Source organism: Hyphomonas sp., from assembly GCF_013823385.1.
GTDB lineage: Bacteria > Pseudomonadota > Alphaproteobacteria > Caulobacterales > Hyphomonadaceae > Hyphomonas.
The window spans coordinates 37,296-57,469 of record NZ_PNMA01000016.1 but is presented as its reverse complement, the minus strand read 5'-3'; the positions used below and the strand labels follow the sequence as shown (position 1 = coordinate 57,469).

The 20,174-nt window shown below is 64.0% G+C and carries 16 protein-coding genes and 1 tRNA gene; 11 read left to right on the top strand and 6 right to left on the bottom strand.

What is annotated here, in order from left to right; translation table 11 throughout:
* Positions 1-8: 8 nt before the first annotated feature.
* The 4 genes from C0456_RS11060 (at position 9) to hisC (ending at position 6,300) form a co-directional block, all read left to right on the top strand.
* Positions 9-2,843 carry a phosphoenolpyruvate carboxylase gene (locus C0456_RS11060; RefSeq protein WP_291051782.1) on the top strand — a complete coding sequence of 945 codons (2,835 nt, stop codon included), beginning with the start codon at positions 9-11 and terminating at the stop codon, positions 2,841-2,843.
* A gap of 209 nt (positions 2,844-3,052) precedes the next feature.
* Entirely contained in the window at positions 3,053-4,036 is a 984-nt protein-coding gene (locus tag C0456_RS11055) for a LysR family transcriptional regulator (RefSeq protein WP_291051779.1), read from the top strand.
* A gap of 62 nt (positions 4,037-4,098) precedes the next feature.
* Positions 4,099-5,151: a LacI family DNA-binding transcriptional regulator gene (locus C0456_RS11050; RefSeq protein ID WP_291051777.1), complete on the top strand. Its 1,053-nt coding sequence runs from the start codon at positions 4,099-4,101 to the stop codon at positions 5,149-5,151.
* 45 nt (positions 5,152-5,196) lie between these two features.
* Positions 5,197-6,300, top strand: a complete 1,104-nt coding sequence (hisC, locus tag C0456_RS11045; RefSeq protein WP_291051774.1) for a histidinol-phosphate transaminase — start codon at positions 5,197-5,199, stop codon at positions 6,298-6,300.
* Here the strand turns inward: hisC and panC are convergent.
* A complete protein-coding gene (gene panC, locus C0456_RS11040; protein ID WP_367179250.1) occupies positions 6,284-7,165 on the bottom strand; it encodes a pantoate--beta-alanine ligase in 882 nt (293 codons plus the stop codon). The genes hisC and panC overlap by 17 nt on opposite strands.
* A 67-nt stretch (positions 7,166-7,232) precedes the next feature.
* Here panC and C0456_RS11035 point away from each other — a divergent pair, with 67 nt between their 5' ends.
* The 5 genes from C0456_RS11035 to tgt all read left to right on the top strand — a co-directional run bounded on the left by C0456_RS11035 (position 7,233) and on the right by tgt (position 11,995).
* On the top strand, positions 7,233-7,709 hold the full coding sequence (locus C0456_RS11035; RefSeq protein WP_291051768.1) for a hypothetical protein: 477 nt from the start codon (positions 7,233-7,235) through the stop codon (positions 7,707-7,709).
* Positions 7,710-7,769: 60 nt separating this feature from the next.
* A complete protein-coding gene (locus C0456_RS11030; RefSeq protein ID WP_291051765.1) occupies positions 7,770-8,657 on the top strand; it encodes a division plane positioning ATPase MipZ in 888 nt (295 codons plus the stop codon).
* 102 nt (positions 8,658-8,759) lie between these two features.
* Positions 8,760-9,902 carry a serine hydrolase domain-containing protein gene (locus C0456_RS11025; RefSeq protein WP_291051762.1) on the top strand — a complete coding sequence of 381 codons (1,143 nt, stop codon included), beginning with the start codon at positions 8,760-8,762 and terminating at the stop codon, positions 9,900-9,902.
* A gap of 321 nt (positions 9,903-10,223) precedes the next feature.
* On the top strand, positions 10,224-10,613 hold the full coding sequence (locus C0456_RS11020) for a hypothetical protein (RefSeq protein WP_291051760.1): 390 nt from the start codon (positions 10,224-10,226) through the stop codon (positions 10,611-10,613).
* Positions 10,614-10,849: 236 nt separating this feature from the next.
* Positions 10,850-11,995, top strand: a complete 1,146-nt coding sequence (tgt, locus tag C0456_RS11015; RefSeq protein ID WP_291051757.1) for a tRNA guanosine(34) transglycosylase Tgt — start codon at positions 10,850-10,852, stop codon at positions 11,993-11,995.
* Positions 11,996-12,137: 142 nt separating this feature from the next.
* Here tgt and C0456_RS11010 read toward each other — a convergent pair whose 3' ends face one another.
* Positions 12,138-12,749: a hypothetical protein gene (locus tag C0456_RS11010; protein ID WP_291051754.1), complete on the bottom strand. Its 612-nt coding sequence runs from the start codon at positions 12,747-12,749 to the stop codon at positions 12,138-12,140.
* A 115-nt stretch (positions 12,750-12,864) separates the two neighbouring features.
* Between C0456_RS11010 and C0456_RS11005 the strand changes: the two genes are divergently transcribed.
* Positions 12,865-12,940, top strand: a tRNA-Lys gene (locus tag C0456_RS11005).
* Between the two features lie 70 nt (positions 12,941-13,010).
* On the opposite strand, the gene C0456_RS11000 is transcribed toward C0456_RS11005, so the two are convergent.
* The 3 genes from C0456_RS11000 to C0456_RS10990 all read right to left on the bottom strand — a co-directional run bounded on the left by C0456_RS11000 (position 13,011) and on the right by C0456_RS10990 (position 17,800).
* Positions 13,011-14,246 (bottom strand): FAD-dependent oxidoreductase, encoded by a 1,236-nt coding sequence (locus C0456_RS11000; RefSeq protein WP_291051751.1) that lies wholly within the window; start codon positions 14,244-14,246, stop codon positions 13,011-13,013.
* Positions 14,247-14,271: 25 nt separating this feature from the next.
* Positions 14,272-16,344: a catalase gene (locus tag C0456_RS10995; RefSeq protein WP_291051749.1), complete on the bottom strand. Its 2,073-nt coding sequence runs from the start codon at positions 16,342-16,344 to the stop codon at positions 14,272-14,274.
* Between the two features lie 280 nt (positions 16,345-16,624).
* Entirely contained in the window at positions 16,625-17,800 is a 1,176-nt protein-coding gene (locus tag C0456_RS10990; protein ID WP_291051747.1) for an acyl-CoA dehydrogenase family protein, read from the bottom strand.
* Positions 17,801-17,895: 95 nt separating this feature from the next.
* Here C0456_RS10990 and C0456_RS10985 point away from each other — a divergent pair, with 95 nt between their 5' ends.
* Positions 17,896-18,660 (top strand): LuxR C-terminal-related transcriptional regulator, encoded by a 765-nt coding sequence (locus tag C0456_RS10985; RefSeq protein ID WP_291051745.1) that lies wholly within the window; start codon positions 17,896-17,898, stop codon positions 18,658-18,660.
* A gap of 79 nt (positions 18,661-18,739) precedes the next feature.
* Here the strand turns inward: C0456_RS10985 and murC are convergent, their stop codons facing one another.
* On the bottom strand, positions 18,740-20,149 hold the full coding sequence (gene murC / locus C0456_RS10980) for a Mur ligase family protein (protein ID WP_291051742.1): 1,410 nt from the start codon (positions 20,147-20,149) through the stop codon (positions 18,740-18,742).
* Positions 20,150-20,174 lie beyond the last annotated feature (25 nt).

Below are 20,174 nucleotides of genomic sequence, written 5' to 3'. Positions count from 1 at the left end.
CCAGAGACATGAAGACGACACGTATCGAGCCGACCCTCTCGGCTGCCGGAGAATATCTGCGCCTGCAGGCCGGGAGGATTGCCGAAGATCCGATGACCAATTCGGTCTTCGCCCTTGCGCAGACGGTGTTCAGGGACATTGAACAGGGCGAAACCAGCCTGGATGAGATTGCTGCCCTCATCAATGAAGCGCATCTTCTCCTTGTCAGCCAGCGTGCCGAACGTTTGCGGGAACGTCACGCCGGCGCCCGGCCGGAGACAGCATGGGCGCCGGTAAGGTCGAGGCTGGACGATCTCGCAGGCCAGGGCTTTGAGACATTCCGGGCGACACTCGAACAGGCGCGGGGTGGCATCGTCTTTACCGCCCACCCGACTTTCGCGCTCTCGCCAGAGCTTCGCGCGGCGATTGCTGGCGAAGCCGTCAACCCCGGCAAGCGGGCGCGCGCCGCGCTGGAAAGGGCGCTGCAAGCCGACGCCCGCGGCTGGAACAGGTCCATCACGCTGGCCCGCGAGCATGATGAGGTGCAGGCCGCGCTTCTCCACGCGGCTGCCGCGCAGCAGCAGTTTGCCACGCTCGTGTTCGATGTGGCCCGCATGCATTTTCCCGATAGCTGGAGAGAGCTCCGCCCGGCGCTGCCCACCATTGCAAGCTGGGTTGGCTACGACCTTGATGGCCGGACGGATATCCACTGGTCCCACTCGATCACCTTCCGCCTGAGCGAAAAAGCCGATCAGATCCGGCGCTATCATGCCCGCGTGCAATCTATCCTTGAGGCCCATCCTGCCGCCACGGGCCTCGCCGCCTTGCTGGAACGGCTTGATCTTGCCGCAGGTGAAACCGCGCTTCAGGCGGCCATGTTCAGCGGCGATCTTCAGAATCCGGAACATCTTGTTGCCGCGGCAAACCGCCTGACTGCCGAAGGCCCTGGCCGGCTGACGGATGCGGCCGAGATTATTGCGGCGCTTGATGACGTCCTGGCTGAAGCGGAAGGCGATGCCGGTCTCGCCCGTGAGATCCTGATCCTGCGCGCCCAGGTGGAGAGCCAGCAGCTCGGCACAGGCCGCATCCACCTGCGCGTCAACGCCGCCCAGATCGCCACGGTTATCAGCCGCGAGCTCAATCTCGATACGGATGAACGCAGCCTCGGCCGCCTCGCCCTGGCAGAGCTTTCCCGCCGCGCGGCTACACCCAAACCGGTTGACGTGAACTTCGCAGACCTCTTCCTGGAGCAGTCCACCGCGCGCCGCCAGTTCATGATGTGCGCGCAGATCCTCAAGCATATCGATGCCGGCTCACCCATCCGCTTCCTGATCGCCGAGAGCGAGAACCCCGCCACGGTCATGGCCGCGCTCTATCTCGCCCGTCATTACGGCGTGAACGGAAAGCTCGACATTTCGCCCCTGTTTGAAACGCCCGAAGCGCTGGAAACCGGCGGCCGCTTCATCGAGCGTCTGCTGGATGAGCCAGAATTTGCCGCCTATGTGCGCCGCCGGGGGCATCTTTCCATCCAGCTTGGCTTTTCCGATTCCGGCCGCTTCATCGGCCAGATCGCTGGCAACATGGCGATCGAGCGCATCCATAACCTGATCCTGCGCGCGATGGCGCCGCGTGTGCCGGGCGCGGGCCTCCTGATCTTCAACACGCATGGCGAATCGATGGGGCGCGGCGCCTGGCCGGGCAGTTTCGAGCAGCGCTTCGATCACCTGCTCACCCCCTGGACCCGCACCAATGCCCAGGCCCTTGGCATACGGATCATCCACGAATCAAGCTTTCAGGGCGGCGACGGCTATCTTCACTTCGCCACGCCCGAACTTGCCGAAACAACGCTCGCGCACTGGTGCAGCCATCTGCTCGCCCCGCCGCCGGAAACTGCTGCAGACGATCCGTTCTACACCCGGACAGATCTGGTCTGGGATTTCTACCGCGCCCTGCGCGCCTGGCATGAACGTTTCTTCGCCAACCCCGATTATGGCCGTCTGCTGACGGATTTTGCGCCCGGCTTTGTCGTCACCGCCGGTTCCCGTCAGACACGGCGGCCCTCCGGCGCCGCTGGCCCCCGCGCCCTGCGCGCCATCTCGCACAATGCAGAGCTCCAGCAGCTCGGCATCCCGGTCAACACCGCGTCGGGCATCGGCTCATCGCTGCAACGGGAGACTGACCGCCTCGTCGATCTCGTCAACACCAGCCCCCGCATGCGCAGCCTTGTCCAGTTGGCCTGGCGCGCCCGGCTGCTCAGCAGCCTTCCGGTGCTGCGCGGTTACGCCCTGGTCTACAATCCCGATGTCTGGATCGCCAATGCCCGCGCCGCCGCGCCGGAGAAAGCATCGGCCTATCGCGGGGTCTATTATGCCCTGCGAGACGGGGAAACGTCCCTGTCGGTCAACCGGACTGCCAACCTCCTCGCCATTGATCTTGACCGGTTTGATCGTCTGCTGGCCCGCCTTGACGAGGCCCCTTCAACCGTGGAGCGCCATGAAGACCGCATCAACCTTCATGTCGTCCACGGCATCCGCCAGGCGTTGATGATGCATGCCTTCGCTCTGGTCGGGCGCCTGCCGCGCATCTCGGAGCGGCACGATACCAGCCTGCGCGACATCATCCGCCTCGTCACCAGCCTGCGCATCGGGGAGTGTGTCGAATTGCTCGGGCGCATCTTCCCGCCCTCTCAGGACCAGCTGATGCGGCTCTCGGCGGTCACTGAAGCGGGCGGCGCGGACGCCGGTTCTGCGCAGTATGGCTATGATCATATCCATGACAGCATCATTGGCCCCCTGGATCGCATTGATCAGCTGCTTCATCACATCAGCCTGTCGCTGAACCATCCTTTCGATGCCTACGGATAAACACGGGTAAAAAACCTGGCGCAGGCAGCTGAGACAATATTTCTGTGATAAGCTTGTCCTGTAGCGGCCGCAGCAGGAAGCGCTGTCCGGGGGTGGTCGCGCAACCATAGGTCAGATATAGCTGCTGCTTCAATCAATTGCAGGGCGATTACCGGCAGGCTATCGGCTGAGCTGTTTCGGGGCTCGGCAATCGGCTAAGGTGGCTGCGTATGAATACTGAACGGCTGGATTGGGATACTTTGCGGGTATTTCGCGTCGTGGCGGAGCTGTGCAGCATGAGCGGCGCAGCGGCCCGGCTTGGGGAATCCCCGCCCACAATCAGCCGCAAGATCGATGATCTGGAAACCACCCTCGGCACCCAGCTTTTCATCCGCTCCACGCGGGGGGTAGAGCTGACCGAGGCCGGCAAGGTGGTGCTGCGCTATGCCCACCAGATGGCCGAAGCGGCTAATACGCTGAAGGATCAGGCAAGCGCCCAGGGCGCGCCGGTCGAGGGGCGGATCGTCCTCTCCACGGGCGATGGCATCGGGCCTTACTGGCTCGCCCCGCGCCTCCACGAGTTCCAGAACAAGAACCCGCGCGTCCAGATCAGGATGCTGGTCAATGACGAGCCGGCAGACGTCACCAATGGCGAGGCGGACATCGCCCTGCACTTTGCCGAGCCGAAAAGCCATGAACTGCTCCACCACAAGCTGGGCGTGCAGCATTATATCGGCTTTGCCTCCCGCGATTACTTCCGGGAGCGCAAACCGCCCGAAAGCCTGTTTGAATACTACAAATATCGCTGCCTGATGCACTCTTCCTATGTGAACCAGGTGGAGCGCTGGGCGCCGAAAGTGTCCGAGCTGCGCCGGATGATCGATTATGCCTTCGTCTCCAATTCCGGCACGGCGCTGATCCAGTCCTGCGCGGCCGGGGGCGGTGTCGCCATCCTGCCATCCTTCATCGCCGCCATGGACGACCGGATCATTCCGCTCGACCTGCCGGAGATTGCCCCCATCCAGTTCTGGGTGGCCTATACCGAGCGTTTCCGCCGGCGGCCGGAGGGCCAGCTGTTCGTTGACTGGATCCGCAAGCGCTTCGAGCAGGAAGATGCGATGTGGTTCCGGGAACAGTTCATCCATCCGCGGGATGTGTTTTCGAACGTGCATATTTTCCCGTCCGCCTCTGCCGCCCGCCGCGAACCGGGTTGATCCTATCTTAAGGCGCTGCCATTGCGCGAGGGTCAGCTCGCGTCCTATGATCCCCGCCAGCATTGATCTGGCAACGGCATCTGGCCGAGGGGGATACCATCGACACGAGTGACCGGCGTCCCGCGACCATTGTTGATGTCGCCCGCGAAGCAGGTGTTTCCTTCAAGACGGTCAGCCGCGTTCTGAATGGCGAGCCGAACGTGCGCGCCGAAACGCGCGCGCGGGTCATGGATGCCGTGGCAAGGCTCGGCTACCGCACCAACCAGCACGCCCGCAGCCTGCGCGCCGGGCAGAGCCGCCTGATCGGCGTGTTCTATTCCAGCCCGTCCCGCAACTATCTCGGGGAAATCCAGATCGGCGCCTTGCAGCGCGGCAATGCCGAAGGCTTCAGCATTGCGTTCGAGCATTTGCCCGAGGGGCCTGGTGGATCTGTCCTGCCGCGCGGTGGGGCCGAACTTGCCGGCGCCGTGCTCATCCCGCCGTTGACCGAAGATGCTGCCCTGATGGCCCGTCTCATGGAGGCTGGCACGCCTTTTGTGCGCCTCTCCCACACGGAAGCTGAGGGGGAGGTCGGTCATGTCACAATGGATGACGAAGCCGCCGCGCAGGAAGTGATGGGCCATCTCATCGGCCTGGGGCACCGCCGCATTGCGTTCATTGCCGGGCCGGGAAGCCATCCTCAGTCCCATCTGCGGGAAACCGGGTATCGCGCGGGCCTGGCCGCCGGAGGCATCGCGCTGGGCGAAAGCCTGATCGTCAGGGCCGAAACGTTTGATTATGAAGCGGGCCTGCGCGCCGCTGCGGAGCTTTTGGGCCGCAGCCCGCGGCCTACAGCCATCTTCGCCAGCAATGACGACATGGCAGCCGCCGTGCTGGCCGTGGCCTTCCGCTCCGGACTGCGGGTGCCAGAACAGCTCTCGGTGGTGGGCTTTGACGACACCCCGCTCGCCTCGGTGGTCTACCCGGCGCTCACCACGATCTATCAGCCGAGCCGGGAAATGGCTTCGGTCGCTGTGGGGATGCTGCTGGAAAAGCGGGCGTCTGACGCGCCGCAAATGGCCTGCCTGCCTTACCGGCTGGTGGTGCGCGAAACCACCGCAGCGCCCGAGGCCTGAGCCCCCCATTCCCCGTGCCCCGGCTTTCGTGTAAGCGCCGTGCCCATGAGCAAGCCCATCAGCCAGATCGCGCCCCTCCCGCATATCGCCGCCACGAAACCCTATGTTCCGGGCGGCAAGCTGCATGGCGCCAAGGGGCCAGTGGCGATGCTGGCTTCGAACGAAAACCCGTTCGGGCCGAGCCCGAAGGCCATCGAGGCGGCCAAGGCCGTTGTCGGCGGCTCGCATGTTTACCCTGACCCCGATTATGGCGAGCTGCGCGCGGCGATTGCCGCCGCCAAGGGCATTGCGGATGTCTCCCGCGTCGTCACGGCCGCCGGTTCGGATGAGATCATTCACCTGCTGACCCAGTGTTATGCCGGGCCGGGCGACGAAGTGCTGTTCACCGAGCACGCCTTCTCGATGTACCGCGTCTCCGCGGGTGCGCACGGCGCAACTTCCGTAACGGCCCCGGAAACGGACATGACCGCCGGCGTCAATGCCATCCTCGGCGCGGTCAGCCCGCGCACCAAAATCCTGTTCCTCGCCAATCCGAACAACCCGACCGGCACGATGCTCTCGGTGGACGACCTCAAAGCCCTGCAGGACGCGCTGCCGCCGCATGTGCTGTTCGTGGTCGACGGGGCCTATTCGGAATACCTCGGCCCGGACTATGAAGCGCAGCTGCGCGACCTGGTGGACCGGCGTGACACCACCGTGATGATGCGCACCTTCTCCAAGATTTATGGCCTCGCCGCCATGCGTCTCGGCTGGGCCTATATGCCCGCCGCCATCGCCGCGATCTACCAGCGCATCCGGGGCCCGTTCAACGTCAACGCCATGGCGGCGGCCGCCGGCATCGCGTCCGTGGGCGACGAGGATTTCCTCAAGATGTCGCGGGACCACAACACCAAATGGCGCGCCATCATGACCGATGCGCTGAGCGCCATGGGGCTGCCCACGCCGCCCTCGCACGCCAACTTCATCGTCACCGAATTCGGCACCGCCGAACGCGCCGCTGCCGCCAACCAGCACCTCAAGGACAACGACATCCTGGTGCGCGCCATCAGCGGCTACGGCCTGCCGACAAAGCTCCGCATCTCGATCGGCAGCGCAGAGGACAATCAGCGTTTCCTCGACGCGATGAAAGCCTTCACCGCGTCACGCTGATATTGTCGATCAGGCGCGTCTTGCCGAGCCAGGCTGCCGCCAGCAGGCGCGCCACCACGCCTTCCTTCAGCGGCTCATCGCCGGGCAGCGCCTGCAGCGTCGCCGGGTCCACCAGCGTCACATAGTCGATCTTCCGGAAGCCGGCGGCCAGGATATGCCCCTCCGCTTCCGTCAGCGCCTCAGAGGGCAGGGTGCCGAGCGACATCCGCACCGAGGCCCGGTGCATCGCCGCAAAGATCGCGCCCGCCGCCCGGCGTTCCTCAGGGGAAAGATAAAGATTGCGGGAAGACTGGGCGAGGCCATCAGTATCGCGTTTCGTCTCGCCGCCAATGATCTCGATGGGGAAACCAAGATCGCGCACCATCCGGCGGATCACCTGCAGCTGCTGGTAATCCTTCTCCCCGAACACGGCCACGTCCGGCTGCGCATGCAGGAATAGGCGCGCCACCACCGTCGCCACGCCATAGAAGAAATGCGGCCGGTAAATCCCGTCCAGAAGGTCCGACAGCGATTCGACGCGCACATTCGTCACCGAGCCTTCAGGATACATTTCTGCAACACTGGGCAGATAAACCGCCGTGCAGTTAACGCTCGCCAGCTTGGCAATGTCTTCGGCTTCGCGGCGCGGATAGGTGTCGAAATCCTCGCCTGGAGCGAACTGCGCCGGGTTGACGAAAATGCTCGCCACGGTGCGCGTGGCCTTTTCCTTAGCCTTTTCAATGAGCGACAGATGCCCCTCATGCAGGGCCCCCATGGTGGGCACGAAACCAACGGTTTCGCCTGCCTGTTTCCATGCCTTCACCCGCGCCTGCAGCTCGCTGCGTGTGCGGATGATCTCTACCGAGTTTTCTTTCGTGGAATTCACTTTCCAGATGCCCTGCTTCAAGATGAAGTTAATGCGTTGTTAACCCATACGCGGGAATTTTACAGACATGACCCAGCGCATCGTAACCACTCTCCGCTCGCTCGCCCTTTTCGGTGCTGTTTCGCTTGGCTTTCGCAAGGCGAACATCGAGGAAAGGCATCCCGAACCCATCCTCGGCAGCCTTCGCCCGGATGATGAGAACGATGCCTGGATGTTCGAGAGGTCTGAGACCAACCTTGCCTCCGGTGCCTACATGCTGGAGCAGGAGTATTCCCGCGTCTCCGGTGCTCTTTCGGCGCTTCGCGGTGTGCTGTCCAGCCTCGCCCGCGTTCCGGAATCTGCCGAAATGGCTTACAGCGCTCCGGCCGATGCCCCGCTCGCTATCGATCCGATGCTTTTCGACGAAGCGCGCGCTCCCATTCCGGTGCTCACCAATGTTGTCCCCTTCGAGGATGACGACCTCTTTGTCGAACATACATTCGCTCTGCCGCGGACCGGTGCCAGCCATGGGCTGTCTGCCGAATCCCTGCAGCGCGTTGCCTAAGCACGCCTGACGTACGTTTGACCGGCGGATGCCCGCCGGAGGAGTTGTGGAGTTCCCTGGATGCCCGCCGACGGCGTCGCTCATATCAGTCGCGTTCCGGGTGCGGGTCTTGAGACTCCTGCGCGGGACGCGCGCGTCATTGTGATCGGCAATGAGAAGGGCGGGGCTGGCAAGTCCACCGTCTCCATCCACCTGTCCATTTCCCTGCTGCGCACGGGCAAGAAGGTTGGCGTCATCGATCTCGATGTCCGCCAGCGCTCGCTCACCCGCTATCTGGAAAACCGCGTCCGCTGGGCCCAGAACACGGGCGCCACCCTCGTCATGCCCGAGATTGTCCGCGTCGAGGCCAGCCAGGAGCGGGATCTCGACCGCGCCGAGGCCGAGGAACGCGAACGCTTCGAGTTCGGCCTCGCCCGCCTGAAACAGACCTGCGACTTCATCCTCATCGACGCGCCGGGCGGGGACACCTTCCTCTCCCGCATCGCCCATCGCAGCGCCGATACGCTGATCACGCCGCTGAACGACAGCTTTGTCGACTTCGACCTTCTGGGCGACGTGAACCCCCAGACGCTGGAAGTCCTGCGCCCCAGCTTCTATTCCGAAATGGTGTGGGACTGCCGCAAGCGCAAAGCCCAGACGAGCCGCCGCCCGATTGACTGGGTGGTGATGCGCAACCGCATGTCGCCGCTCGCGGCCCGCAACAAGGAACGCGTCGGCGGCGCGCTGGAAAACCTCTCCAAGCGCATCGGCTTCCGCCTCGCCCCCGGCCTCTCCGAACGCGTCATCTACCGCGAGCTGTTCCCCGCCGGCCTCACCCTGCTGGACCTCACCGAAGCCGGCTCCAACGTCGCCTTCACGATGAGCCACAAGGCCGCCCGCCAGGAACTCCGCGATCTCGTCATCGTCCTCCAGCTCCCCGAACTCGCCGGCGCTAGCATCGACTTCTGACCGCCCCCGCGTCAGCCTTGCCAGCTATCCACAGCTGGCTTACCCAAATCCCCGAAACAGACCTGCCCATGAAGGCAGGCCATATCCTTTTGGGGGAAACCAATGAGCCAGACCGAAATCCACGGGACCGTGGAGCCGCGCTTTGCCGCCGTCCGCGATGCCTTCGCGCAGAACTTCGCCAATGGCGCCGAGAATGGCGCCGCCTTCTGCATGACGCTGGAAGGGAGGCCCGTGGTCGACATCTGGGGCGGCTTCGCAGACGAAGCCCAGACAAAGCCCTGGCAGCAGGACACAATCGTCAACGTCTACTCCACCACCAAGACGATGACCGCGCTCACCGCGCTATACCTCGCCGACAAGGGCGCCCTGAAGTTTGAAGATCCCGTCGCCAGATACTGGCCGGAATTTGCCGCTGCCGGGAAGGCAGACGTTACCGTCGCCCATCTGATGAGCCATTCGGCCGGCCTCTCGGGCTGGAAAGAACCGCTGGTGCGCGAAGACCTTTACGACTGGGAAAAGGCGACCAGCCTGCTCGCCGCCCAGGAACCCTACTGGAAGCCGGGCACCGCGCCCGGCTACCACGCCATGACGCAGGGCTATCTCGTCGGCGAAGTCATCCGCCGCGTCGCGGGCGAAACCGTCGGCACCGTCTTCCGCAAGGAAATCGCCGGGCCGCTGGGCGCAGACTTCCACATCGGCCTTCCGGCTACGGAGGATCACCGCGTCGCCGATCTCACCCCGCCGCCCGCCAGCGGCACGCTGGGGCAGGGCACAGCAGACCCGCTCATCGCCAACATGGCCAGCAACCCGCCCATCAATCCGCTCGACACGCGCACCCGCGCCTGGCGGGCCGCCGAAATCCCGGCCGCCGGCGGCACGGGCAATGCCCGCTCGGTTGCCCTCGTCCACACGATCCTTGCCAATGGCGGCTTTGCGAATGGCAAGCAGATCATGTCCGAGGCTGGCTGCCGCAAGGCGCTGGAACTCCAGATCGAAGGCAATGACAAGATCCTCGGCATTCCGGTCCGCTACGGCCTCGGCTTCGGCCTGCCCGGCGGCGTGGCCAACTTCCCCAACCCCAACACCATCTTCTGGGGCGGCTATGGCGGCTCCCTCGCCGTCATCGACATGGACCAGCGCGCGACCTACGCCTACGCCATGAACAAGATGGCCCCCACCACCACCGGCGACCTGCGCGCCTTCGGCATGCTGATGGCCGCCTGGCAGGTCTTCATGGCGGGGTAGAGCCCCGTTGGAGTTTTTGGCGCGGCGTTGGAGTTCTTTTGGAGTTTTCGGGAAAAAACTCCAACGGGTCGTCAAGCCGATAGCGCCCCCACCCCAACCCTCCCCACATCCGTGGGGAGGGGGCAGGTCGCGCTCCGCCGAAACGCAACCTCTCCCCACAGAGCAACAGGTCCCCTCCCCATGACCATGGGGAGGGATAGGGTGGGGCCGCTCTCCGAAAGACGCAGCCTATCCAACAAAAATTCCCCCAAACCCCCAGCAAACACGCCCAAAAAAATAAATCTCCCCACCCCCTCCGGGAGCGGAGCTATACTCCGCTCCATGTCGCCCCAGATCGCCGCCCGCCTCTATGCCCATGTATTGCCAGTCTTCTGGCCGTACCTCTGGCTGCAGCTGCGCTGGATCTTCAAACGTCAGGATCAGGAGCTTCGCACCCTCCTCATCTCCGTCACCAAATGGGGCCACGTCTCTATCGTCCATGTCGGCGACCACTGGCGCGCCTACAAGAAACCCAAGGCTGTCAAACCGAGCTGGGACGACCCCATCTGGGAAACCCACACCGCGCCCAACATGGCGAGCGTGTTCCTGGAAGACTCCCAATCCCTCCTGGCTCCCAATCCCTCAGCCCCAAACGCTGATATCCTCCCCCGCCTGCGGGGGAGGTGGCCCGAAGGGTCGGAGGGGGGAGCCCCACACCCCGACACCTCCTAGCCGAGAGCGCCCCCACCCCAACCCTCCCCGCAAGCGGGGAGGGGGAAACTCGCCCTTCGCCGAAACCGTCCCTCACCCCACAAAGCAACAGGCCCCCTCCCCATGGCTATGGGGAGGGTTGGGGTGGGGCACCTTTCAATAAAAAGGCAAACACCGGCCGCGCCCCCGCGCGTTCCGGCCGCCCGCGCAGCCGTCCCCCTTGGCTTCGCGCCCCCGCGCGCCTATACGCCCGCCCCATGGCCACGTTCCCCTTTGAAATCTCCGCCCGCGAGGGCAAGGCGCGCACCGGGCGCCTGAAAACCCCGCGCGGCGACATCCGCACACCCGCCTTCATGCCCGTCGGCACCGCCGGCACGGTGAAGGCCCTCTATATGGACCAGGTCAAAGGGGCAGGGGCCGATATCATCCTCGGCAACACCTACCATCTGATGCTCCGCCCCGGCGCCGAGCGCGTCAAGAAGCTGGGCGGCCTGCATAAATTCTCCGGCTGGTCCGGCCCGATGCTGACAGACTCTGGCGGCTTCCAGGTCTGGTCGCTCGCCCAGCTCCGCAAGATGGACGGCGACGGCGTCACCTTCCAGAGCCATATCGACGGCTCCACCCACCGGCTGACGCCAGCCCGTTCCATCGAGATCCAGGCAGACCTTCTGGGCGCGGACATCTCCATGCAGCTTGATGAGTGCACGAACTTTCCGTGTACGCATGAGGAAGCCGAACGCAGCCTCGAGCTGTCCCTCAAATGGGGCGAGCGCAGCCTTGAAGCTTTCGGAGACCGCGACACCCAAACCCTCTTCGGCATCATCCAGGGCTCAAACTTCCCGGACCTGCGCGAACGCTCCGCCAAGGGCGTCACCGCGCAGGGCTTCGGCGGCATCGCGCTCGGCGGTCTCGCCGTCGGCGAAGGCCACGACCAGATGTGCGCCACCATCGACATGACCGTGCCGCATCTGCCAGACCCCATGCCCCGCTATGTCATGGGTGTGGGCAAGCCGATTGACCTTGTAGAGAGCGTCGCCCGCGGCATCGACATGTTCGACTGCGTCCTGCCCACCCGCTCCGGCCGCCACGGCCAGGCCTGGACATGGGACGGCCCGCTCAATCTCAACAACGCCAAATTCGCCGAAGACACGAACCCGCTCGACGAGGCCATCAATTGCCCCGCCAGCCAGGACTATTCCCGCGCTTACCTGCATCACCTCTTCAAGGCCGGCGAATATCTCGGCCCCATGCTGCTCTCCTGGCACAACACCGCCTTCTTCCAGGCGCTGATGGCCGAGATGCGCACCGCCATCGCCGAAGGCCGCTTCGAAGCCCTGCGCGCCGAGCTTTCCGCCCGCTGGGAAAACACCAAGTCAAAACCCAAGGCGGGCACGGAACGCTAAGCGCGGGTAGCCCGAAATCAGACGCTCATCCTGAGCGAAGTCGAAGGATGGCCCCACAGCGCTGGGCGAGCACCGGCTCGTCCTTCGACTTCGCTCAGGATGAGCCGTCCAGCCGGCTAGCGCAGCCCCTCAGGGCGTGACCCTACTTATACTGAATCTTGTTGTCTTTCTCGAGCAGCTTCAGCGAGCCGAAATCCGGCTGCGCGGGCAGGGGACAGCCCAGCGCCTGGCCATAGCCCTTCAGATACGCCCGCCTCTGGGCGCCGATCTTGAAGGCCTGATTGTATTTCTTCTCATGGCTTTGCGCGCCGGTCGCCTGCCGCACGAGGCCCCGGAAGGGGATCCACCCGGTCGACACATTGCGCACGGTATCGAGCGCCGCATCGGCAGCCTCATCGGCCAGGATCTCGCTGTTCAGCCGCTCGTCCGGCGTGCCGCTGTCCCAGTCCCGGCCCAGCACGGCGTCCAGCTCGGTCACGTCCATGGCAATCCGCGCGCAGGTCATTTCCTCTTCCGGGCCATAGGGAGAGGCCATGCCCGCCAGAAGCTGTGGAATTTCGCGGCGGCGCAGGTTGAAGTCGTCCAGCGGGGCGGAGGCGGCCCCGGCAAGGCCATCGCGGGTCTGGCCGGCCGCATCGCTGGCGGCAGAGCCGATGGTGCGGCTCATCGAGCCGTTTTCGGAGGTATTCTGCCCCCCGCTCGCGCAGGCGGAAAGCATCAGGGCGGCCAGAACAGGCAGTGCAATGTGTCGCATCCGGCAATCAGATGTGAAAAATATGGCCACATCAAGCCTCTGCGTGCAGGGAAGTGTTGACCGGCCCCGACTCCCGGCCTAAATGGCCGCTTCGATTGGTTCCGGCCAGTCATTCGTGCCCATAGCTCAGCTGGTAGAGCAACTGACTTTTAATCAGTAGGTCACAGGTTCGAACCCTGTTGGGCACACCATTTTCTCCTGGATTATCAGTAAGATAGCCGCTCAGCGCGGGCTCGCCGCTGCCCGTTCGCCCCCGGTCTTTCACCTCAGCGCAAACAGGCCCGCATCCGGGTCCCTCCCGCCGTCTATGGCGGCGGCGATAATCTGCGCGGCGATCATGGAAAAGGTGATGCCATTTCCGCCAAAGCCCATCACGGCATAAACCCGCTCATGGCCCTCCACCCGGTCAATGATCGGCAGGCCGTCCTCCGTCACGCTGAAGGGCGCGGCCCAGCGATAATCGGGTTTGCCGATGGGTATGCCCGTCAGCGCCTGGAGTTTCGAGGCAATCTCCCGCGCCTTGCGCCGCAGCACCGAATGCCGGCTGTTCTTCTCCGATGTCTCTTCGTCCTCCCCGCCCGCGATAAGGCGGCCGCTCTGATCAGCCCTGAAATAGAGGTAGGGGTCAGACGCTTCCCACACGATCGTCTCCTTCATCCAGCCGGGCATGTCCCTGATTTTCCGGGTCGCGATGGCCCATGTGGAGGTCACCCTGTGCTGCGGGCTCTGCATCTGTTTGAGAAACTCATAGCCGGTGCAGAACACGGCATGATCTGCCGTCAGCACGCGGCCGTCTTTCGTCGCGAGCGCGACGCCCGAAGGCAGCTCTGCAAAGTCGCTCACCTCCACCGGCGCGGCAATTACGGCGCCCCGCTTCTGGGCAGCGCGCAGCAGGCCGGCGGCAAGCTGCGCCGGATTGGCGCTGGCAGAATCGTGGGAAAGAATGGCCCCATCGCGCTCCAGCCCATAGGTTTCCAGGAGGCGGGCGGGGCTCAGAAACTCTGCCTGGATGCCAATCCGGCGCCGCGCCGCCGCCTCGGCCTCCAGCGCCTTGCCGTCCATCTGGTCGCCGGCCAGATAGAGCGCGGGCTTGGCCTGCATCCGGCAGTCGATGGTAAGGTCAGCGGTCAGCTCCACCAGGTCAGATACCGCCCGAACCGACCGGCGCCAGGCGGCGTTGGCCGCGCGCGGCGTCATCTGTTTGCGCAGGTCGTTCAGCGGCACATCGATTTCATGCTGGATCATCGCGGTCGAGGCGGGGGTGGAGCCCCTTACCGGCGCGCGCCGGTCGAGGATCAGCACGCGCTTGCCAGCCCTCGTCAGCGCTTCGGCCAGCAGCGCGCCGCTTATCCCGGCGCCCACAATGATCACATCGGCGCGGTCGCGTCCGGGGTCTGCGCTGAAATTCACAGAGCCGCCGGGCTGCGTCAGCCAGAAGGGTTTCCCGGTCCGCAGATCGTCCTTGCGCGTGTCGGCGGCCCGTCCGGATTTTGTCATCTGCGCCTCTGGTGACTTGTGTTCCTCATGCCAGATCGCGCAATCCGGGCTCGCGGTCCCAGTATCGCCGGGTTGCAGCCTTCACGAATTTTTCGTTCGGGATCACGCCGTCATCAAACGCCAGCCCGCAATCCTCCAACAGGGCCTTGGAGCCGGGGCAATAGCCGATGGCCTTGAGATGCGCATAGGCGTTCTGCACCCAGTCGCGCGCAGCGGCCTCTTTCATCAGCTTGGCCACTTCATCCGGCATCAGCACCATCGCCACGGCGTCAAACAGCATCGAGGGCGAGCCTGCCAGCTGGCCATCTGCCTTGAGCGATCCGCCTTTGACCTTCAGCGGGCCGATCTTCGGGGCCACGAGAAACACGCTGCCGCCCTTGCTCTCGATTTCGGTTTTCAGGGCCTCGATTGTGGCCATGTCAGACCCGTCCGAGAACAGAATACCCACCTTGCGGCCCTTCAGCGTCTTCTGCCAGTTCTTCTGAATGGAGAGCGCGTCTGAAGGCTCAAGGTCGAGCGGCGGCTTGAAGGCCGGCGCGGCGGGCGGAAGTTTCGTGCCAAGCCCGTCAGCCACCCGCTGCGCCAGCATTTCGTCAATATTCCGCAGCACGGACAGGACGCGCTTGCGCACATGGTCCAGTTCCACTTTCGACAGCTCGAACACCAGCGCTGAGGCGATGTGGGCCTGCTCATTCTCCGTCTGCGACCGCCAGAACATCCTCGGCTGGCTGTAATGATCCCCAAAGGTCTCATCGCGCACCCGGACCTTCTCGGAAGGGTCATTGCCAAGTTCCGTATTGTCCGCATACGTCCGGAAGCCTTCGGCAGATGCGCGCGGGCCGGGGTCTTCTCCGGCTTCATCCAGGGAGTTGGGTTCATAATTCGCCCGCCCCTTGTGAACATGTGTCTGCATCATCCCGTCGCGCTGCAGGTTTGCAAACGGGCATTTGGGGGCGTTGATGGGGATCTGGTGGAAATTGGTCGTGCCCAGCCTGGATTTCTGGGTGTCGAGATAGGAGAACAGCCGTCCCTGAAGAAGCGGATCATTGGTGAAGTCGATGCCGGGCACAACATTCGAGGGCAGGAACGCTGCCTGTTCGGTTTCGGCGAAGTGGTTGTCCGGATTGCGGTTGAGCACCATGCGGCCGATAATCCGTACAGGGGCAATTTCTTCCGGCACAATCTTGGTGGCGTCCAGAATGTTATAGGGCAGTTCTGCCGCCAGCTTGTCCGGGATTATCTGGATGCCGAAATCCCATTCCGGGAAATCTCCCGCATCGATGGCTTCCCACAGGTCTCGCCGGTGAAAGTCATTGTCGGCGCCCTGCAGCTTGTTGGATTCGTCCCAGATCAGAGACTGTACGCCGAGTTTCGGTTTCCAGTGGAACTTCACGAATGTCGATTTTCCCTTCGCATTCACCAGCCGGAATGTGTGAACGCCAAAGCCCTGCATCATGCGGTAGGAGCGCGGGATCGCCCGGTCGGACATCGCCCAGATCATGGTGTGCAGGGTTTCCGGCATCAGGGATACGAAATCCCAGAAAGTATCATGCGCGCTGGCTGCCTGGGGAAAGCCCCGGTCTGCTTCCATCTTCACCGAATGGATGAGGTCGGGGAACTTGATCGCGTCCTGAATGAAGAAGACCGGGATATTGTTGCCCACCAGATCCCAGTTGCCCTCATCGGTGTAAAACTTGACCGCAAACCCGCGCACATCCCGCGGCGTGTCCACCGATCCTGCGCCGCCGGCCACGGTGGAGAAACGCGCAAAAACGGGCGTTCTCTTTCCCTTTTCCGCAAACAGGCTCGCCCGGCTGAGGGAGGGGATCGCCTCCGTGCACTCGAAAAAGCCATGCGCCGCGCTGCCACGGGCATGCACAATCCGCTCCGGGATACGCTCATGGTCGAAGTGGAATATCTTCTCCCTGAGAACAAAATCTTCCAGCAGGGTAGGGCCGGCCGGTCCGGCGCGCAGGCTGTTCTGATTGTCAGATACCGGCACCCCATGATTGGTGGTCAGAGTGCCTGACTTGCCGGAAGGCGCCTGATGCAGCTCCCCGCCATTCCCCTTGCCCGATTGCGTCGAACGTCGTGCCATGGCTGCTTCCCTTCCTGCTTGTCTGAAGACCATCGGGCGCGGCGGCAGAGCGGCGCCCCTGGTAAGCAGGTAACGTGGGAAGTGCCGATCAGTTCCATCAGCGTCCGGGCCTGTCCGCGCCGCGTCCGAAAGTGTCCGGATTTGTCCGAAACTGTCCGGATTTGTCCACGCCCTGTCCGCCGCGTGACCGGAAATGTCGCGAAAATGTCCCGGTTTTTCAGTAGTTTGCGGTGCCTCTGCCCCCTTCAGGGCCTCCCAGCCAAAAAAAAGCGCCCCTCTCCTAAAGTCCCAAAACTCCCTTGGCGATGATCCCCCGCTGCACCTCATTCGACCCGCCATAGATCGATCCCGCCCGGTTGTTGAGGTAGCGCGGCATCGCCGTCACCAGCTCTGCCGGCCCGATCGGCGGGGTGTTGGAAAGGGGGTGAACGGCGTCCAGCTGATGCACGCCCGCATAGAGGCCATTGGCCATCACGGCCACCTCATCCACCGCCTGCATCAGCTCAGTGCGTTGAATTTTCAGCATTGATGCGGCCGGCCCCGGCGGCTTGCCGCTGGAGACGGCCGACAGGATGCGCTGCTCGGTGCCCTTGATGGCCTCCAGCCGCGTGGACAGCTCCGCCGCCCGGCGCATCAGGTCCGCGTCGCCAAGGCCCGTCACGTAACGCTGCAGCCGCGCGATCCCGGCTTCCAGGCCTGCAGAGGAACCGCCCGAACGCTCGAATTCCAAAAGATATTTTGCCACCGACCAGCCATCATTCTCCTCGCCCAGCCGCCCGGATTTGGGCACCCGCACATCATCGAAGAACACCTGGTTCAGCTCATGCTCCCCCGCCAGCGTGATGATCGGATCGACCTTGATTCCCGGCGTGTTCATGTCCAGCAGCAGGAAGGTGATGCCCTTCTGTTGCTTCGCCTCCGGATCAGTCCGCACCAGGCAGAACATCTTGTTGGCGTGATGGGCATGGGTGGTCCAGATCTTGGTGCCGTTCAGCACGTAATCGTCGCCATCGCTCACCGCCCGCAGCTGCAACGACGCCAGATCCGAGCCCGATCCCGGCTCCGAATAGCCCTGGCACCAATAGTCTTCGCCCGACAGAATCCGCGGCAGATATTGGGCTTTCTGCTCCGGCGTGCCGTAGCCGATGATGCAGGGGCCCACCATGCCAAGCCCCATCGGCGCCAGCCCCGGCGCGCCTGCGCGGGCGCACTCGCTGGCAAAGATATAGCGCTGCATCTCGCTCCAGCCGGGGCCGCCATACTCCTTCGGCCAATGCGGCGCCACCCAGCCGCGTTCATGCAGGATGCGCTGCCAGGGCAGGGTGAATTCCGGCTCGATGAAGACACTGGTGGCCAAACGCCCGGCAGCGGCCAGTTCCGGGGTCAGCTTGTCCTTGAGGAAGGCTCGCACTTCTTGCTGAAATTCAATATCCTGCGGTGACAGATCTAGGTTCATTGCGTCGCCTCCCGGTTTTTATCTTTGGCTTTTCTGAAGTTGGAGCAAGCGGGCCAGCGCGAGGCAAGCTGACGGAATTGATAGGGCCTCTTTTGATGGACAGCGACGGCCGCGAACCGGCATTCGGCGAGGTCATGCGCCTGGCGCGGGAGATCGACCAGGCCGGGCGGGATATTGGCCTGCCCTATATCGCCGTCAGCGCGGACATTTCCGACCCCTCGCCGGTGGTGGGCGATGATGGCCGGCCGCTGGCCGAGACGGTGTTCCGCTGGGTAGACCCGAACCTCGCCTACTGGAAAGACCGGGCCTTTGCCCTGCGCGCGGGCATCATCCGCGTTGTGCGCGTCTGCGGAGAACCCTTTTTTTATCAAGAGGGTAAGATGCACAGCTGGCGGCAGGTGCGCGCGCTCGACGGCGTCAACCAGCACATCGATCCGGACGCCTATGGCTCCTACGGGGTGGAAGGGGCGATCATTGCGCCGATCCATTCCCCGATGGGCGTGATTGGCGCCATAGTCTGGGCGACGGACGACGCGTCAGCCGATATTTCCCGTATTTTCAAGGAACACGGGGCGGCGCTTTACCTGCTGGCCCTGCGCTTCCTGTCGGCTTACCGCGACGCGGCGCTGCCGGCGGCCGCTACGGAGCTGGTGGAGTTTACCCGCCGCGAAGCCCAGTGCCTGAAATGGGCGGCGGCAGGCAAAACCGACGCCGAAATCGCCACCATCATGGGCGTTTCGGCCCCGACTGTGCGCTTTCACATGACCAATGCCAGCCGGAAGCTCGGCGTTTCTGGCCGCTCGCAGACGATCCGCCTGGCCACCACGCTCGGCTATATCGGGCAGGGCGGCGGGGGCTGAAAACGCCCTCAAAGTCCTCAAAAAACTCCAACCAATCCTCCAACGAGCGGGGCAAAAACTCCAACGGCGTTGGAGTTTTTTACCCCTTCGGCCGCGCCTTGAGGCTCGCCAGCAACTCCTGCGCAAAGAGGGTGAGGGTGTCATCGCGCGCGCCCATGACGAGGATACGGTCTCCCGGCTCAGCCAGCTCCAGAAGGCGGGCGCCGCAGGCAGCCCGATCGCCCAGCGCCTCGGCGTGGCGGCCAAGGGCGCGGATGTCTGCGGCAAGATCCTGGCTGCCGACGGAGCGGTCGACCGTGCCGCCAAAGTAAGCCGGTTCCGGCATCAGGAGGATGTCTTCGGGGTCGAGATTTTCCGCAAAGCAGGCGGCAAATTCCCGGCGCATGTTGCGCAGGGGGCCGAAGCCATGGGGCTGGAACATCACCAGCACGCGGCCGGGGAACTGGTTTACCGTGCGCAGGGTGGCGGCGATCTTGTCCGGGTTGTGGCCGAAATCATCGATCACGGTGACGCCGCCTTCCGTGCCGATCACATCGAAGCGGCGGGAGATGCCGGCGAAGCTGCCGAGCGCCTCTGCTGCTTCGGCGAGTGTGACGCCGCAGGCAAGGCTGGCGGCGATGGCGGCCAGGGCATTGGAGACGTTGTGGCGGCCCGGCGTGGCGAGGCGGATGGAAGCGGTCTCGCCGCTTTTTTGGTCGTGTACGGAGAAAGTGATGTGCGTCGGCGCGGGCGCGATCTCCCGCGCTGTGAGGTGGGCGGCGGGGGTCTCGAGGCTGTAGGTGATGGCATCCGGAAAGTCTGCTGCCATCCGCGCGGTCTCGTCATTGTCGAGGTTCAGTACGACCGTTTCGGCCCGCGCCGCGAAGCCGCCAAAGAGCGCGCGCAGCTCGTCCATGGATTTATGGTCGAGCGAGATGTTGGAGACGACCGCGACGCGCGGATTATACCCCGCAATCGAGCCATCGCTTTCGTCCACTTCGGAGACGAAGATGCCGCTGGTGCCGACGAGGGAGCTGGCGAAGAGGGCGTCTGGCGTCTGGAAATTCTTCATCACGGCGCCGTTCATCACGGTCGGGCTTTTGCCCGTCGCGTGGAGTATCCAGGCGATCATGCCGGTGGTGGTGGATTTGCCGCTCGTGCCCGCCACGCCGATGGCCGTGGGCGCGGCGTTGAAGATTGCCGAGAGCATCTGCGCCCGGCTCATCCGCTTTGCGCCGACGCGCAGGGCGGCGGCAATATCGGGCACGGTGTCTTCCACGGCGGCCGACGCGACGACGACCTGATCCGGGCGGGTCACGCCGCTGCCATCCTGCGGATACAGGCGGATGCCGCGCGCGCGCAGATAGTCAAACTTCGCCGGCGTGCGCCCCTGATCGAGGGAGCGATCCGAGCCCTCGATGACATGGCCCTGATCGAGCAGGATGAGCGCCAGCGGCAACATGCCGGAGCCGCCAATGCCACAGAAGAAGTAGCGATTCTTTTCGGTCATGATGGAGTTCTACAGCAGGGGTTGG

Excerpts from the sequence above, each read along its gene's own strand:
- C0456_RS10995 (WP_291051749.1), bottom strand. The coding sequence starts at position 16,344 with ATGGCACGACGTTCGACGCAATCGGGCAAGGGGAATGGCGGGGAGCTG.
- C0456_RS11055 (WP_291051779.1), top strand. The coding sequence starts at position 3,053 with ATGAATACTGAACGGCTGGATTGGGATACTTTGCGGGTATTTCGCGTC.
- C0456_RS10990 (WP_291051747.1), bottom strand. The coding sequence starts at position 17,800 with ATGAACCTAGATCTGTCACCGCAGGATATTGAATTTCAGCAAGAAGTG.
- C0456_RS10985 (WP_291051745.1), top strand. The coding sequence starts at position 17,896 with ATGGACAGCGACGGCCGCGAACCGGCATTCGGCGAGGTCATGCGCCTG.
- C0456_RS11010 (WP_291051754.1), bottom strand. The coding sequence starts at position 12,749 with ATGCGACACATTGCACTGCCTGTTCTGGCCGCCCTGATGCTTTCCGCC.
- C0456_RS11060 (WP_291051782.1), top strand. The coding sequence starts at position 9 with ATGAAGACGACACGTATCGAGCCGACCCTCTCGGCTGCCGGAGAATAT.
- C0456_RS11025 (WP_291051762.1), top strand. The coding sequence starts at position 8,760 with ATGAGCCAGACCGAAATCCACGGGACCGTGGAGCCGCGCTTTGCCGCC.
- hisC (WP_291051774.1), top strand. The coding sequence starts at position 5,197 with ATGAGCAAGCCCATCAGCCAGATCGCGCCCCTCCCGCATATCGCCGCC.
- C0456_RS11035 (WP_291051768.1), top strand. The coding sequence starts at position 7,233 with ATGACCCAGCGCATCGTAACCACTCTCCGCTCGCTCGCCCTTTTCGGT.
- C0456_RS11030 (WP_291051765.1), top strand. The coding sequence starts at position 7,770 with ATGCCCGCCGACGGCGTCGCTCATATCAGTCGCGTTCCGGGTGCGGGT.
- murC (WP_291051742.1), bottom strand. The coding sequence starts at position 20,149 with ATGACCGAAAAGAATCGCTACTTCTTCTGTGGCATTGGCGGCTCCGGC.
- tgt (WP_291051757.1), top strand. The coding sequence starts at position 10,850 with ATGGCCACGTTCCCCTTTGAAATCTCCGCCCGCGAGGGCAAGGCGCGC.
- C0456_RS11000 (WP_291051751.1), bottom strand. The coding sequence starts at position 14,246 with ATGACAAAATCCGGACGGGCCGCCGACACGCGCAAGGACGATCTGCGG.
- C0456_RS11020 (WP_291051760.1), top strand. The coding sequence starts at position 10,224 with ATGTCGCCCCAGATCGCCGCCCGCCTCTATGCCCATGTATTGCCAGTC.